Origin of the sequence: Gordonia tangerina (genome assembly GCF_021556435.1) — a bacterium.
In the GTDB taxonomy this organism is placed as follows: domain Bacteria; phylum Actinomycetota; class Actinomycetes; order Mycobacteriales; family Mycobacteriaceae; genus Gordonia; species Gordonia tangerina.
This window is the reverse complement of sequence record NZ_JAKGCU010000001.1, coordinates 658,052-672,563: the sequence shown is the minus strand read 5'-3', so window position 1 is coordinate 672,563 and position 14,512 is coordinate 658,052. Positions and strand designations below refer to the sequence as shown.

Annotated in this window: 12 protein-coding genes; 4 read left to right on the top strand and 8 right to left on the bottom strand. The window is 66.2% G+C overall.

Annotation, left to right across the window (positions count from 1 at the left end):
* The first annotated feature begins 87 nt into the window (after positions 1–87).
* Positions 88–1,020, top strand: coding sequence for a serine/threonine-protein kinase (locus L1892_RS03105; RefSeq protein ID WP_235722021.1), 933 nt, complete (start codon positions 88–90; stop codon positions 1,018–1,020).
* 229 nt (positions 1,021–1,249) lie between these two features.
* Positions 1,250–2,497: an HNH endonuclease gene (locus L1892_RS03100; RefSeq protein ID WP_235721955.1), complete on the top strand. Its 1,248-nt coding sequence runs from the start codon at positions 1,250–1,252 to the stop codon at positions 2,495–2,497.
* Positions 2,498–2,700: 203 nt separating this feature from the next.
* Here L1892_RS03100 and L1892_RS03095 read toward each other — a convergent pair whose 3' ends face one another.
* Positions 2,701–3,837: an amidohydrolase family protein gene (locus L1892_RS03095; RefSeq protein ID WP_235721954.1), complete on the bottom strand. Its 1,137-nt coding sequence runs from the start codon at positions 3,835–3,837 to the stop codon at positions 2,701–2,703.
* Between the two features lie 139 nt (positions 3,838–3,976).
* On the opposite strand from L1892_RS03095, the gene L1892_RS03090 reads away from it, so the two are divergent.
* Positions 3,977–5,128: an FAD-binding oxidoreductase gene (locus L1892_RS03090; RefSeq protein ID WP_235721953.1), complete on the top strand. Its 1,152-nt coding sequence runs from the start codon at positions 3,977–3,979 to the stop codon at positions 5,126–5,128.
* A 14-nt stretch (positions 5,129–5,142) separates the two neighbouring features.
* Here L1892_RS03090 and L1892_RS03085 read toward each other — a convergent pair whose 3' ends face one another.
* The 5 genes from L1892_RS03085 to dnaK form a co-directional block, all read right to left on the bottom strand.
* Positions 5,143–6,240 carry a hypothetical protein gene (locus tag L1892_RS03085; protein WP_235721952.1) on the bottom strand — a complete coding sequence of 366 codons (1,098 nt, stop codon included), beginning with the start codon at positions 6,238–6,240 and terminating at the stop codon, positions 5,143–5,145.
* Positions 6,241–6,306: 66 nt separating this feature from the next.
* Positions 6,307–6,723: a heat shock protein transcriptional repressor HspR gene (locus tag L1892_RS03080; protein ID WP_272492735.1), complete on the bottom strand. Its 417-nt coding sequence runs from the start codon at positions 6,721–6,723 to the stop codon at positions 6,307–6,309.
* On the bottom strand, positions 6,720–7,922 hold the full coding sequence (gene dnaJ, locus L1892_RS03075; protein WP_235721951.1) for a molecular chaperone DnaJ: 1,203 nt from the start codon (positions 7,920–7,922) through the stop codon (positions 6,720–6,722). The genes L1892_RS03080 and dnaJ overlap by 4 nt, the downstream gene beginning before the upstream one ends.
* 104 nt (positions 7,923–8,026) lie before the next feature.
* Positions 8,027–8,659, bottom strand: a complete 633-nt coding sequence (gene grpE / locus L1892_RS03070; RefSeq protein WP_235721950.1) for a nucleotide exchange factor GrpE — start codon at positions 8,657–8,659, stop codon at positions 8,027–8,029.
* A complete protein-coding gene (gene dnaK, locus L1892_RS03065; protein WP_235721949.1) occupies positions 8,656–10,509 on the bottom strand; it encodes a molecular chaperone DnaK in 1,854 nt (617 codons plus the stop codon). The genes grpE and dnaK overlap by 4 nt, the downstream gene beginning before the upstream one ends.
* Before the next feature lie 438 nt (positions 10,510–10,947).
* Between dnaK and L1892_RS03060 the strand changes: the two genes are divergently transcribed.
* A complete protein-coding gene (locus L1892_RS03060; RefSeq protein WP_235721948.1) occupies positions 10,948–11,571 on the top strand; it encodes a TetR/AcrR family transcriptional regulator in 624 nt (207 codons plus the stop codon).
* 64 nt (positions 11,572–11,635) lie between these two features.
* Here L1892_RS03060 and L1892_RS03055 read toward each other — a convergent pair whose 3' ends face one another.
* Both L1892_RS03055 and lon read right to left on the bottom strand, forming a co-directional pair.
* Positions 11,636–11,983 carry a hypothetical protein gene (locus L1892_RS03055; protein ID WP_372474952.1) on the bottom strand — a complete coding sequence of 116 codons (348 nt, stop codon included), beginning with the start codon at positions 11,981–11,983 and terminating at the stop codon, positions 11,636–11,638.
* A 127-nt stretch (positions 11,984–12,110) separates the two neighbouring features.
* The gene (gene lon / locus L1892_RS03050) at positions 12,111–14,468 is read right to left on the bottom strand and encodes an endopeptidase La (protein WP_235721946.1); all 2,358 of its coding nucleotides are present in this window, start codon (positions 14,466–14,468) and stop codon (positions 12,111–12,113) included.
* Positions 14,469–14,512: the final 44 nt, after the last annotated feature.

The window sequence follows — 14,512 nt, the reverse complement described above, 5'->3', positions numbered from 1 at the left end:
CACCGAGCCCGATGGAAGGCGACGGTGCAGGTCGTGACCACTTCGAGCCGCCGCGCCGATCGGACCGGGCCCGACTACGCTGACGTTGTGTACGGGGCGGGCGACGAGGTGGCGGGATACGTCATCGACAGCTTTCTGGGCAGCGGCAGCAGCGCCGAGGTCTACCGGGCTCGCCACATCGGCGAGCCCGGATCGGTCGCGCTCAAGGTGCTACACACCCGGCCCAGCGACCGGCAACGCGTGCGGGAGCGTTTCGAGCGAGAGTTCACCATTGCGTCGTTGCTCGACCACCCGAATATCGTCGACATGTACGCCCGTGGTGAGATTGACCCCACCGAGGTGTCGGACGAGACCCGGACGCGCGCAACGATTCTGTGGATGGCGATGGAGTACATCGATGGTCGGCCGGCGAACGACCTGGTCGGACCACATCCCACCGAAGACGACGTCGAGACCATCGTCGCGATCGCAACCCAGATCGGAGCTGCACTCGACTACGCGCACGCGGCAGAGGTGCTGCATCGGGACGTGAAACCCGCCAACATCATGGTCGCAACGGGGTCCGAACGACCGCGGGCGGTGCTCACCGACTTCGGTATCGCACAGTTGCTCGACGACGCCCGCCCACTCGCCCGCAACGGCCGCGTCCAAGGTTCTATCGCCTATGCGGCACCGGAACTGCTGACCGCCCAACGACTCTCCGCCGCTACGGACCAATACGCCTTCGCTGCAGGGCTGTTCGAACTGTTCACCGGCGAACCCCCGTTCCCCCGCGCGACCGCGTTCGCGATCACCTATGCCCATCTGCATGATCCGGTGCCTCGGTTGACCAAGGCGCAACCCTGGCTGCCGTCGTCATTGAATTCGGTGTTCGCGAAAGCCCTGGCGAAGAATCCCGCCGACCGCTACGAGACATGTGCCGAGTTCACCGACATCATTCGCCGTGCGTTGCAGGATGTTCCGGTTCCCACACCATCTCGCCGACGGTGGTGGCCATGGGCGCGTCAACCCGCCGGCTGAGCCGCGGCTCGCGCTTGCGCCCTCGCCGGTAAAGCGGTGACAAGCGAGTTTGCGAACAGGCCCCGTCGCCGGTTGAGTAGCGGCGTGCTGCCCCTGTCACCGGTTGAGTAGCGGCGTGCGAGCTTGCGAGCCCGCCGCGTATCGAAACCACCCCACCCGCACAAAAATCTTCTGCACTATTTTCAAGAATTTCCTTGACGTCGAACTGATGTTCGACCATAGTGGAGTCATGGGAGCTTCGGGGGATCTCACCACCATCACTGATTCTGTTCGTGACCTGCACTTGGGCGACGATCTGTCGGGGCGTGCAGCGTTCGATGCGATGACCGCTCTGGTCACATTGCGCAATCTGATCGACCATCACGCCGCGACGGTGGTCGGCCATCTGGACCGCCTCGGTGTGGCCCGCGACCACGGCCGCAAACTCAGCGAGTTGTTGATCGTGATGGGGCTCGCGCCGGCGGTCGCCTCCCGGCTGATCCGTATCACTGCCGCACGCGAGCAGCTACCCACTCTGGCCGCGCATGCCGCCGATGGGGCGATCTCCGCCGAACATGTGGATGCGGTGGGTAAAGGGGTCGATCATGTCGGGAAAAGATCGGCGGAACCGCTCGACGATGTGGCGCGTCTAAACATCGTGACCGAACTTCTCGCCCAATTCTTTTCCGGCGCCACCCCCGCCGACATCGGTAAACGTGCGCGTCGTCTGGGCAACCAGGCCGCCGCCGACACCGGTGGGCTACCGGCATCCGAGGACCGCAACCTCAACACGCTCACCCACGATGCCGACGGTGACGGACGGCTGCAGGTACGCGCCGACCTCAACACCGAAGTCGGCGAAAAATTCTCGGCCGCAATGGAAGAGTTGGCGGCACCCCGCCCCGAACCCGACGGCTCACCGGATGCCCGCAGCCCCGAACGCCGGCATGCCGACGCCCTCGAAGCGCTCCTGGATATCGCTGCCCGTAGTGGTGATGCGGCGTCGGCACCACGTCACCAGATGCTGGTGTCGGTGCCCGCTGATACTCCCGATTTGGCCGAACTGCCGTTCCTGGGGTCGATCACTGAAGCCATGTTGCGCACGTTGACCTGTGACACCACTGCGACGGTCGCGATTGTCGATGGTGAGGCGGTGCCGATGGAGATGAGTAAAGACAAACGCCTGTTCCCAGCCCATCTCCGTAAGGCGTTGCACAAGCGCGATGAGTGTTGCATCAAATGCGGCGTGGCGGCCTCCCGCTGCCAGGGCCACCATATTGTCCATTGGGCTGATGGTGGAATCACGGTGTTGGACAACGGATGTCTGCTGTGCCCGTCGTGTCATGCCGACATCCACCACAACGGGTGGGAGGTGATCATGGGCCACGACCGACATCCCTGGCTCATCCCACCCGTCGCTGTCGACCCGACACGTCGGCCGATACCGGCCTACAACCGACGCACGATGAACCTCGACAACCTACCCGCCGCAGCCTGAGCCACGCTGACTGGCGAGTAGGTCACGCAGCCACGTCTTCCCACGCACCCGACCCCGGTCGGGACCGCAACCGTCCCTTGACAACTCCATAGAGTTAACCCTCCGGCACCACAGTGGTGTCGCGTACCCGACGGCCACATCGGTTGCACAGCAACCCTTGTGGTGCGCGGTACGCGACCCCACACGCCGGCCAGGACATTCGCTCAGCCGGGTGTCTCGATCTTATAGACGCGTAAAGCATTGTCTCGGAATACTTTACTCAGTGCGTAGTCGCCGCCGAGCGGCGCGATCAGATCGACCAGTGCGCCGACGATCATGTCGAACGATACGTTGGGCTTGTCGATGGGGAAATTGGAGCCGAACATCACGCGGTCGGCACCGAAATGGGTGAACACATGGTCGACCAGCGGGCCGACCATCTCGGTCAGTGTCGCCCGGCTGCCGACATTGCCCCACCGCTCCCGTCCGTAGCCCAGAACCGGCAGCCCGAGTCCGGACAGCTTCACCATCACGTTCGGGTAGGCCGCCAGGGTGACCATTCGTTCGCGCCACAACCGCATGATGTCTGCGCGCGCACCCGCAGTGGCACCGGTTCGCGCGCCGACGGGTCCGAACACCCCGACCGGCGCCCCGACGTGGTCGACGACGATGGTGACCTCGGGATACTCCCGCGCCAGAGTCACCACGTCGTAGAGCTGATGAGAGTAGACGAACGCGTCGAACACCAGGCGTCGGTCGGCAACCTCGGCGAAGCCCTTCAAGAACGACGGGGAGGACAAGATGCCATCAGCATCGGCCCCATTGCGGATCTTGGGGTCTGGGTGACGGGTGGTGATCCACCGAATGCCACGAAGTCGGTCGGTCAAGGCGGCATGTTCGTCGATGAGTTCGGCGAAACGCTCGGCCCGCGGGTCGGCGTGGGCAACGATCGCACCCAGTTGAGGCAACGAATCCGCACCGAACGGCAGGGTCGTCACGTACCGCGTCTCCTCGACGGCCGACCTCCCCGCGGGAGTGTCGACGCGGCCGGCGGTCTCGTCGCCGCGCCAGTGCGACTCCATGTGCACCACGGTGTCCACCCGCACACCGGCGGTCTTGAAGACCGGGGAGGTGTCGGCCAGGTACTGCATAGGCTCGTACACGCGCGCGACGGTGCTCGGGGTGAGAACGTACTCCCGGTCGGCCTGCGACACCACCATCGGGAAAACCCGGTCGCCGAATGCGGGCACGAACCGATACAGCCGCGAGAGCCGATTCGCCGCCCACGGCGTGCTCCGCGGATTCCACTGGTGCAGATGAGCGTCGACAATTCCCCTGACAACACCATCGAGCAAGCTCACGTACCCGAGGTTGCCACAGTCGTCGCGAACCCGACATCGATTGATCGATCGCAAGTCGCCGTCGATGGACCGCTAGGCTCTCTGGGGCGGGCATCGATCCCGCCGACCATGCGACACGCTCAGGGGAGGTGACCGGCCCGTGGCCAATCATTCGCGACACGTCCTCCACCAGCTCCGCGAGCTGATCAACCGCGACCCCGACCGGTTCTCGGCCAACATCTACACGCGCATGTTCGCCATCGATCCCGATCTTCGCGAACTGTTCCCGGCGGTCATGTCCGGTCAGCGCGATGCGTTCTTCCGGGTCATCGACCACGTCCTCGACGTGATTCCGCAGGCAGATGGCCACCCCGAGCTCGTGGAGTTCCTCGCCCAACTCGGCCGTGATCACCGCAAATTCGGAGTCCGCCCCGAGCACTACGGTGTCATTTATCGGGCACTGATCGCCGAGTTCGCATCGCTGCTGGGTGACTACTGGGATGACGAAACCGCCCAGACGGTAACTCAGGCGATGATGCTGACCACCGGCGTGATGCGCGGCGCCGCCGAGACAGCGCCGTTCCCGGCGCTCTGGTCGGCGGAGGTGGTGGAGAAGTTCCGCATCACCCGCGACCTCGCGGTGGTGCGGCTGCTGTCCAAGGCACCTCTACGGTTCGCCCCCGGCCAGTACCTCGAGGTGCAGATTCCGCAGCGCCCGAAAGCGTGGCGAAGTCTGTCGCCGGCGATCCCGCCCAACCCGCGCGGTGAGCTGGAGTTTCACGTGCGGGGCGTGCAAGGCGGCACTGTGAGCTGCGCCATCGTCGGCGAGACGCGGGTCGGCGACGTCTGGCATTTCGCACAAGGGCACGGCACCCTGCACATCGAACCGGACCGCCCGGTGGTGATGGTGGCCGGCGGATCCGGCCTGGCGCCGCTGCGGGCGCTGCTCATCGAAATGTCCAAGCGCGCCGATACTCCGCCTACCCACATCTTCTACGGCATGCGCTATCCGGGCGAACTCTACGACCTCGTCGTATTGCGTCGAATTGCGGCGACCAACCCTTGGCTGCGCGTCACCGCGGTTTCCGAAGAGACCACCGATCCGTGGTGGATCACCGCGGTGGCCACCCCCGAAGCGCTGGGCATCGAGCACCACATCGGCACCCTCGCCGATGTCGCCGCAGCCGCCGGCCCGTGGGACGAGCACCAGGTGCTCATCGCCGGATCGGCGAAGATGATCGAGGCGACTCGCCGGCGAATGCTCATCGCAGGTGCTCGGGCGAGCCTCATCCAGCACGACCCCGTGGTCTGACGAAAGACTCGGACCTACGGGCCGGGAGTCTGACCGGCGACGGACACGGTGGTCGTCTCGGTGACCGTCTCAGTCGGCTGCTCGGTGACCGTCTCGGTCTCCGTCGACGTCTCCGTCTCGGTTTCGGTCTCCGTCGTGGTGCTCGTGGCATCGCGCGATTCGGTCACTGTTGTGGTGGCGACGCGGGTGCGGACCTCGGTGACCGGCGCAGCGGTGCGGGTCACCGTCGACGCTTCTGCGGTCTCGGTGACCGTCGTAGTTGGTGTCGGCTCCTCTTCGGTGGCGTCCACACCGGCGAACACCGCGGACGCCGCAATCGCACCGAGGGCCAGTGCCGCCGCCATCGCCGCGCCGATGAGCCACCAGCGACGCGTCGACGGGGTACGCACAACCGCCCCCGGCCGCAGCGCCAACACCGCCGCGCCGACCGCCGCCGCGAGCGCCGGTTGATCAACGACAGTGACCGGTCGCGCCAGCGCATACTCGAGAGCCGCCGACGTTCCGGCCACCTCGGCGCCGGGGCCGGTGAGTACCACCGACGTGACGGCAGACCCTCCAGGTGCCGCCATCACCGCGTCGGCGACAGCGCCCGCATGGGCGGGATCGGTGACCGGGCCGGGCGACCCGTAGGCGAACTCGGCCGTTCCCAGGACCTCGCCGGTTGCCGAATCGAGGTTGACGACCGACGAACCCGGCGACGGGACGGCGTCACGATCCAGATCAATCGCAGCGACGATCCCGGTACCGGATGCGGCAGTCCGGGCCACCTCGGCCAACGCCGCCGGCATGTCGGTGACGGCCACCTTGTCGTACCAGGCCGGCCGCGACGTACCCGGCGCCAGATTGGCCTGCAGGTAGCTCTGGGTGGCGGGTCGGGCGCAGGCGACACCGATGCGATTGATCTCGTACGGCACCGAGTCGACGAGTTCGTGGATGGCGTTCTCGGCGCTCTGCGCCGACGGATCCGGAAGGTCGACCAGGTTGCTGGCGATGATGTCGCCGTCGGCACCGCGCACCACGGAGGCGACTCGATCCTCGACCACGGAGATCCCGAGGACCGATCCGTCCGAGCTCGAACCGCCCCCGTACTGGGCGCTTCTGGTCTCGGCCATGTCCTCGTCCTGTCTACAACGACGCTTTTGTCCCGAGTCAGGGTAACGGGTGGGCCGAGGTACCGATCAGTTGGTCTTGCGCTTGCGGCGCGGCTGCCACACCACCAGTGCGCTGGTGCGCGGCACCGGCACCAGCTCGCCGCCCCTACGAGCCGCGCCGCTGTCGACTTCGGATTGCAGCTCGCGGATGCGCTGCTGCAGGGCGTCGACCTGGTTCTCCAGATCGATGATGCGTTTGATGCCGGCGAGGTTGACGCCCTCCTCCTGCGACAGGCGCTGGATCTCGCGCAGCACCTCGACGTCGCGCGCGGAGTACCGCCGACCACCGCCGGTGGTGCGCTGCGGCGTGACCAGCCCGAGCCGGTCGTAGGTCCGCAACGTTTGAGCGTGCATGCCGGCCAGTTCCGCCGCGACCGAGATCATGAAGGTCGCGGCGGCTTCTCCGTCGAACTTGTTGCGGTCGTGGTTACCGGCCACCATCATCGCCCCCAACCGGCGCGTGGATCGAAACCGGCGGCCTTCTCCGCGGCGGCGTAACGACGCATGGCCTCGACTGCGTCGTCGTCGAGCTTCGGCGGCACGGCAACTTTCACCGTCACCAGCAGGTCACCCGCCCCACCCGAACGTTTCGGTACACCTCGTCCGCGCACGCGTAGCGTGCGCCCGTCGGTGGTGTTGGCGGGGATCTTCACTCCCACACTGCCGTCGAGTGTGGGCACCGACACGGTGGCGCCGAGGACCAGTTCGGAGATGCTGACCGGCAACTGCACCTTCAGGTCGTTACCGCTGCGAGTGAACACCTTGTCAGCGGTCACATGGACCACCACGTAGAGGTCACCCGAGGGAGCACCACGGCGACCGGCCTCGCCTTGGCCGGCCAGCCGGATGCGTTGGCCGTCCTCGACACCGGCCGGGATACGCACATTGATGGTGCGTGCGCGTACCTTCACGCCGCTGCCCTCGCAGTCGGTGCACGGATCGTCGATCCGTGACCCGGTGCCCTGGCAGTCCTGGCACGGTTCGCTGAACCCGAACGCGCCCTGGTTGCGGCTGACGAATCCGGACCCGTTGCAGTTCGGGCAGACGCGCGGACTGGTACCCGGTTTGGCACCACTGCCGTGGCAGGTGGTGCACGGCGCCGGGCTGGTCACCCGAAGCGGTACGGTCGTGCCGGTCGCGGCATCCTTGAACGTCAGGGTCGTCTCGGTCTCGAGGTCGTTGCCACGCTTGGGCCGCGTCGCCGTGGAGGTTCGCGGACCGCGATTGAACAGCCCGTCGAATAGGTCGCCGAAACCGCCCGCCGACTCGCCGCCGGCGCCACCACCACCGCCGAACAGGTCACCGATGTTGAAGTCGGCCCCCGGCGTCGTCGTGTAGTGCGTTCCACCGCCTCCCGAGAAACCGCCGGGAAAGCCATTGCCCCCGCCACGGAATCGCCCACCGGCGAACATCGCGCGGGTCTCGTCGTATTCTTTGCGCTTCTCTGGATCGGCCAGCACGCTGTGTGCTTCGGACACCCGCTTGAAGCGTTCTTCGGCCGCGGTGTCGCCCGGGTTCGCGTCCGGATGGAGTTCGCGGGCGAGCTTCCGGTAGGCCTTCTTGATCTCTTCAGCCGAAGCGTCAGAAGCAACGCCCAGGTCCTTGTAGAAGTCGTGTTCCAACCACTCCCGTTGTGGAGCCACCAGACGTCACCTCCTTCGATATCTCAGTTGTCTGGATGAAGTTGTGTGGAGCGGGCCACGAAGGATTGCCGTGCACAACCCTTCGTGGCCCGTCGTCGGTGCGCTTATTGTGCACCAGTCTGTTCGGCCGCATCGCTCGGTACGTCCGACGGATCGGTGACCGTGACCATCGCGTGACGGATCACCTTCTCGCCGAGCCGGTAGCCGGTGCGATAGACGGCGCCGATGACGGGTTCGGCCCCATCACCATCGTGCTGGACGGCCTCGTGCAGTTCCGGGTCGAACACATCGCCCGGCGCACCGAACGTGGTGAGGCCCTCGGCCGACAGCGCGGCGACGAGTTTGTCGGCCACGCTGCGTAGCGGCCCCTCGTCGAGGTCACCGTGCTGGCGGGCACGATCGAGATCGTCGAGCACCGGCAGCAGTTTGTCGATGAGCAGCTGCTTGCCGTAGAGGACCGAGCCCTGCTTCTCTTCTGCGGCACGCCGCCGGAAGTTGGCGAACTGGGCACGCTCCCGCTGCAGATCTGCCGTCAGCTCGGCGACGCGCTCGTCGGCGAGATCACTCACCTCCGGCTCGCCGTCGGCCTGCGGATCGGCGACGGGTTCGGCCTCCGCAGGGCCGGGCCCGGCGGCCGGCTCCTCGCGCACCTCGCCCGTCTCCGGGTCGATGCGACGACGATCGGTCACCGTGACCGGTTCCTGCTCCTGGACGCCTTCCGGCTCACCTGCGGTCACTTGTTGTCTCCGGAGGAGGACGGTTCGTCGACGACCTCGGCGTCCACGACATCGTCGCCACCGGCGTTGTCACCCTGCGGCGCCTCACCGTTGGGCGACTCGGCGGCCGACGCGGCGTAGATCGCCTGACCCATCTCCTGGGACTCGGTCGAGAGCTTCTCCACCGCGGACTTGATCGCCGCGATGTCGGTGCCCTTCAGTGCCTCCTGAGCCTCGGAGATGGCCGCGGTGACCTTGTCCTTGAGCTCACCGGGCACCTTGTCCTCGTTGTCCTTCAGGAACTTCTCGGTCTGGTGGACCAGCGACTCGGCCTGGTTGCGGGTCTCGGCCTCTTCACGACGCTGACGGTCCTCGTCGGCGTGTGCCTCGGCATCCTTGATCATCCGGTCGATCTCGTCCTTGCTCAGGCCCGAGCCCTCCTGGATGCGGATGGAGTTCTCCTTGCCGGTGCCCTTGTCCTTCGCGGTGACGTGCACGATGCCGTTGGCGTCGATGTCGAAGGTCACCTCAATCTGCGGGACACCCTGCGGCGCAGGCGCGATGCCACCGAGCTCGAACGATCCGAGCAGCTTGTTGTGCGAGGCGATCTCGCGCTCACCCTGATAGACCTGGATCTGCACCGACGGCTGGTTGTCCTCGGCGGTGGTGTAGGTCTCCGACCGCTTGGTCGGGATGGTGGTGTTGCGCTCGATCAGCTTGTGCATCACGCCGCCCTTGGTCTCGATACCGAGGCTCAGCGGGGTGACGTCGAGCAGCAGCACATCCTTGACCTCGCCGCGCAGCACGCCGGCCTGCAGTGCCGCGCCCACGGCGACGACCTCGTCCGGGTTGACGCCCTTGTTGGGCTCCTGGCCGCCGGTCAGTTCCTTCACCAGCTCGGTGACGGCAGGCATACGGGTCGAACCGCCGACCAGCACCACGTGGTCGATGTCGCCGACGGCGATGCCGGCGTCCTTGATGACCGCCTGGAAAGGCGAGCGGGTGCGCTCGAGCAGATCGGAGGTGATCTTCTGGAACTCGCTGCGCGAGAGCTGCTCGTCGAGGAACAGCGGGTTCTTCTCGGCGTCGACCGTGATGTAGGGCAGGTTGATCGAGGTGCTCTGCGAGGCAGACAGTTCGATCTTGGCCTTCTCGGCAGCCTCACGCAGACGCTGCATGGCCATCTTGTCCTTGGTCAGGTCGATGCCGTTCTGGCTCTTGAACTTCTCCACGAGCCAGTCGACGATGCGCTGATCCCAGTCGTCACCACCGAGGTGGTTGTCGCCGGAGGTCGCGCGGACCTCCACGACACCGTCGCCGATCTCGAGCAGCGAGACGTCGAAGGTACCGCCACCGAGGTCGAAGACCAGGATGGTCTGTTCGCTCTCGCCCTTGTCCAGGCCGTAGGCGAGTGCCGCGGCGGTGGGCTCGTTGACGATGCGCAGCACGTTGAGGCCGGCGATCTGGCCGGCTTCCTTGGTGGCCTGACGCTGGGCGTCGTTGAAGTAGGCCGGCACGGTGATGACCGCGTCGGTCACGTCCTCACCGAGGTAGGACTCGGCGTCGCGCTTGAGCTTCTGCAGCGTGCGCGCGCTGATCTCCTGCGGGGTGTACTTCTTGTCGTCGATCTCTACGGACCAGTCGCCCTCGCCCATGTGGCGTTTGACCGAGCGGATGGTGCGGTCGACGTTGGTGACCGCCTGGTTCTTCGCCGGCTGCCCGACCAGTACCTCGCCGTTGCGCGCGAACGCGACGACCGACGGGGTCGTGCGGGAGCCTTCGGCGTTGGCGATGACGGCGGCCTCGCCGCCCTCGAGCACGGACACCACCGAGTTGGTGGTACCGAGGTCGATTCCAACTGCACGAGACATGTGTGTTCCTCCTAGTTCATGGGTGTGCACCCAAGTTCGTGTCGGGTCCGAGGGGTGTCCGCGAACTAATGCCTGCGAACGGACCTCGGATGATGCTGTCGAAACCCTCGTCGGACCCGAACTTCAGCGCATCCGACTCATGTCTTACTGAAAGAATCAGCCGGAGTCAACTGAGTTGAGTGATATCGACTCAAGTTTCTCGTAGTCTGCAACGGCAGTAGGCGCTGGAATGTTCCCGGTGCCGCAAAGATCGTCGACACAGGCGTCAGCGCGGGCGCCGCCGCCCACACTGACGCCATCAGCCACGGACACGGCGTGACCGACGTCGCATTCGCTGGATGTAACGACGGGTCACCCTAAAGTAGACAAAGGAACCAAGCACCGGGCGCTGCGCTGGCCCACGATCCACGGCAGATTCGGCGAAGGAGGAACGTTCCCATGGTGGAGTCGAGGCAACGCCGCGGTGGCGAACGCCGGACCAAGTTCGGCGAGACCGCTGTCGAGATCATCGCGACCCAGGGCCTGCACGCCCTGACCCATCGCACGGTCGACGAGACCGCCGGCTACCCGCCCGGCTCGATCAACTACTACGCCCCCACCCGCAGCCGACTGCTCGCGCTCGCCCTGGAGACCGTGCACGCGCAGCTTCAGGTCATCGCCTCGGAATCCTTCGGCCCCCTGCTGACCCCGGGCCCGCACACGCCCGACGACGTCGTCGAGTGCGGCACGCAGTTCGTCGAACTGTCACGCACCCAGGGCCGCAAGACCGTGACCGCACGACATGCACTGTTGATCGAGGCACAGTTTCATCCCGACCTGGCGGAGATGATCGAGGCGCACCGCCAGGAACTCGTCCACCTGTCGGTCGCGGTGGGTGCACCGTTTCGGCCCGAACACCCGGAAGAAGCGGCCAATCTCGTCGTCGCGCTGATGGACGGGCTCGTCCAGCAACTCGTGCTCGGCAAACTCGACACGGTGACCCGGCCGATGGTCAAGATGGCGATGTCACATATCTGCACGATCGGCAGCGAGACATCGCAGTGGACGGCAATCACGCCATAGCCACGTTGTGCTCATCGCCGGCGAGGGTGGTGGCAGCGTTGACGTTGTCGCCGACCCCGGCAGTTCAGAGCGCTTCGGGCGGCAGCGCATCGCCGGGGAAGCCGCGTGCAGGGTGCACAGTGAAGGTGAACACACCCGCGGCTACTCCGGGATCGTCGTCCATCAGCGTGGTGGTGGTCTCGACGTCGCGGTCGAAGACTCCCACACCGCAGACGTCGGTGTCGTCGATGACAGGTAGCACCACCGCCAGCGCGCCGGCCGCGCGCAGGGCGAAGTTGCGCCTGCCGTGTTCCCAGATGATGGCTGAGGCCTCCGGCGAATCGTAGTTCGGACCGGTACGGAGGATCACGACCGAATAGGGTTGCGCGTACTGCAGACTCGTCTGCATCTCGGCGTCGGTCACGGTGGGCAGATCGGCCATCAGCACTCCTCGGGTCGGCGCGACAGCGTTAACGTTCCGGTGGACCACGGCTGACACCAGAGCGGGCCGCGACAACAATTATCGTCGTCGTGGCCCGCTGTGGTGTCAGTTGTGCCGATCAGGCGGCGGACACCGCGTGATCCGACGCGCCGTGTCCCGACGTCGCGTACTCGGCCGCCGGTTCCAACGCCTGCGCGAGGATGTCGGCGACGTCGGTCATCGGACGCACGTCGAGCGCGTCGAGCACCTCGGCCGGAACGTCGTCGAGGTCGGGTTCGTTGCGCTGCGGGATGAACACCGTCGTCAGGCCGTTACGTTGCGCGGCAAGCAGTTTCTGCTTGACCCCACCGATCGGCAGGACCCGCCCGTTGAGGGTGACCTCGCCGGTCATGCCCACCTCGGCGCGCACTTTACGGCCGGTCGCCATCGACACCAGCGCGGTCACCATGGTGACGCCGGCGCTCGGACCGTCCTTGGGCACCGCCCCCGCGGGCACGTGCACATGGATGGTCTTGTTCAGCATCTCCGGGTCGATACCCAGCTTTTCGGCGTGGGCCCGAACGTAGGACAGCGCGATCTGCGCCGATTCCTTCATCACTTCACCGAGTTGGCCGGTCAGCTTGAGTCCGGGTTCGCCGTCGACGCTGTTCACCTCGATGAACAACACGTCTCCGCCCATCCCGGTCACGGCCAGCCCGGTGGCCACGCCCGGCACCGCGGTGCGCTCGGCCGATTCCGGGGTGAACCGCGCCCGACCGATGTAGTCCTTCAGATCGGCTTCACCGATCGCGATGGGCGCCTGCGATTTTCCGGACTCCAGGTTCGTCGCGGCTTTGCGCAGCAGCTTGGCGAGTAGCCGTTCGAACTGTCGCACACCCGGTTCCCGGGTGTAGTTCGCTGCGATCTCCCGCAGCGCGTCGTCGCTGACGTCGACCTCGTCGGCGGTCAGTGCGGCCCGTTCGGCCTGCCGCGGCAGCAGGTAGTCGCGGGCGATGGCCACCTTGTCGTCCTCGGTGTAGCCGTCCAGAGTCACCAGTTCCATCCGGTCCAGCAGCGCCGACGGGATGTTCTCCACCACGTTGGCGGTGGCGAGGAACAGCACGTCAGACAGGTCGAGATCGAGGTCCAGGTAGTGATCGCGGAAGGTGTGGTTCTGCGCGGGGTCGAGCACCTCGAGCAGCGCCGCCGCCGGATCGCCCCGGTAGTCGGAGCCGACCTTGTCGATCTCGTCCAGCAGCACAACAGGATTCATCGATCCTGCCTCACCGATGGCCCGCACGATGCGGCCCGGCAGAGCGCCGACGTAGGTGCGGCGGTGACCGCGGATCTCGGCCTCGTCACGCACACCGCCGAGGGCGACGCGGACGAACTTGCGGCCCAGTGCGCGGGCGACGGATTCACCCAGCGACGTCTTGCCGACACCGGGAGGGCCGGCCAGCACCATGACGGCACCGGAGCCGCGGCCGCCGACGACCTGCAGGCCGCGCTCGGCGCGACGTGCGCGCACGGCCAGGTATTCGACGATGCGGTCCTTGACGTCGTCGAGACCGTGATGGTCGGTGTCGAGGATCTCGCGAGCACCCTTGATGTCGGTGGAGTCGTCGGTTGTGACGTTCCACGGCAGTTCCAGCACGGTGTCCAGCCAGGTGCGGATCCAACTGGTCTCCGGCGACTGATCGCTGGCGCGTTCGAGTTTGCCGACCTCGCGCAGTGCGGCCTCGCGCACCTTGTCGGGTAGGTCAGCGGCCTCCACGCGACCGCGGTAGTCGTCGGCGCCGTCGGGTTCGTCCTCGCCGAGTTCCTTGCGGATGGCGCCCAGCTGCTGGCGCAGCAGGAACTCCTTCTGCTGCTTCTCCATGCCACTGCGCACGTCGTCGGCGATCTTGTCGCTGACCTCGGTCTCGGCGATGTGTTCGCCGGTCCACTCGATCAGCCGGGTGAGCCGTTCGGCAATGTCCGGGGTCTCGAGCAGTTCACGCTTCTGCTCGTCGGAGAGCCACGAGCTGTAGCCCGAGGTGTCGGCGAGATCCGACGGGTCGGTCATCTTGTTGACCGCGTCGATGATCTGCCACGCCTCGCGTCGTTGCAGCATGGCCAGGACGAGTTTCTTGTACTCGGCGGCCAGGTTCTTCACCTCGTCGGTGACCGCGGGGTCATCGACCTCGGTGACCTCCACCCAGAGAGCGTTGCCGTTACCGGTGGTACCGGTACCGATGTGGGCCCGCTTCTCACCCTTGATCACCGCAGCGGTCTGCCCGCCAGGGATGCGGCCCACCTGCACGATCGAGGCCACCACACCGTAGGTGGGATAGCGGTCATCGAGGCGCGGCGCGACCAGCAGCTTGCCGGACTCGCTGGCACGTGCGGCGTCCACGGTGGCCTGAGCGGCGTCGTCGAGTGGGACCGGCACCACCATGCCGGGGAGGACGACCAGATCGGGAACGAACAGGACGGGCACGGAATATGTGTGCGACATCAAACCTCCAAAAAGTTCAGTCTGATGGGCTCAACCTTGCTGGC

Excerpts from the sequence above, each read along its gene's own strand:
- L1892_RS03100 (WP_235721955.1), top strand. The coding sequence starts at position 1,250 with ATGGGAGCTTCGGGGGATCTCACCACCATCACTGATTCTGTTCGTGAC.
- L1892_RS03085 (WP_235721952.1), bottom strand. The coding sequence starts at position 6,240 with ATGGCCGAGACCAGAAGCGCCCAGTACGGGGGCGGTTCGAGCTCGGAC.
- L1892_RS03080 (WP_272492735.1), bottom strand. The coding sequence starts at position 6,723 with ATGATGGTGGCCGGTAACCACGACCGCAACAAGTTCGACGGAGAAGCC.
- dnaK (WP_235721949.1), bottom strand. The coding sequence starts at position 10,509 with ATGTCTCGTGCAGTTGGAATCGACCTCGGTACCACCAACTCGGTGGTG.
- L1892_RS03060 (WP_235721948.1), top strand. The coding sequence starts at position 10,948 with ATGGTGGAGTCGAGGCAACGCCGCGGTGGCGAACGCCGGACCAAGTTC.
- lon (WP_235721946.1), bottom strand. The coding sequence starts at position 14,468 with ATGTCGCACACATATTCCGTGCCCGTCCTGTTCGTTCCCGATCTGGTC.